Source organism: Streptomyces sp. A 4/2 (genome assembly GCF_940670765.1).
GTDB lineage: Bacteria > Actinomycetota > Actinomycetes > Streptomycetales > Streptomycetaceae > Streptomyces.
The window spans coordinates 1-445 of sequence record NZ_CALNVW010000095.1 but is presented as its reverse complement, the minus strand read 5'-3'; the positions used below and the strand labels follow the sequence as shown (position 1 = coordinate 445).

1 protein-coding gene is annotated in these 445 nt (G+C 67.9%); it reads left to right on the top strand.

The window, feature by feature from the left end; translation table 11 throughout:
- Positions 1-445 (top strand): type I CRISPR-associated protein Cas7 (locus NBY69_RS37175; protein ID WP_250306692.1); only part of this gene is annotated, 445 nt, incomplete at both ends.

The following is a 445-nucleotide window of genomic DNA, read 5'->3' as shown; positions in this document are numbered from 1 at the left end:
TCTACGTCGAGGCCGGCGTCGCCCTCAACGCCCAGCACGAACGCGCCTACGCCAGCGGAGACCAGGGCGGCAACGCCACCAACCAGGCCACCGCGCAACAGTGGATGTGCCAGAACTTCTTCGACGTCCGGATGTTCGGCGCCGTCATGTCCACCGGCAAAGCCGACCGCAAGGCCGGCCGGGTCCAAGGACCGGTCCAGATCGGATTCGCCCGCTCCATCGACCCCGTCACCCCCTTCGACATCGGCATCACCCGCGTCACCCCGACCCGGCAGGAAGACGTCGACGCCTGGAACAACCCCAAGGAAGGCCAGAGCAAGGGCAAGGAGACCGAGATGGGCTCCAAGCACATCGTCCCCTACGGCCTCTACAAGGGCGCCGGCCACTTCAGCGCCCCCCTCGCCACCCGCACCGGTGTCACCTCGGACGACCTCGCCATCCTCTG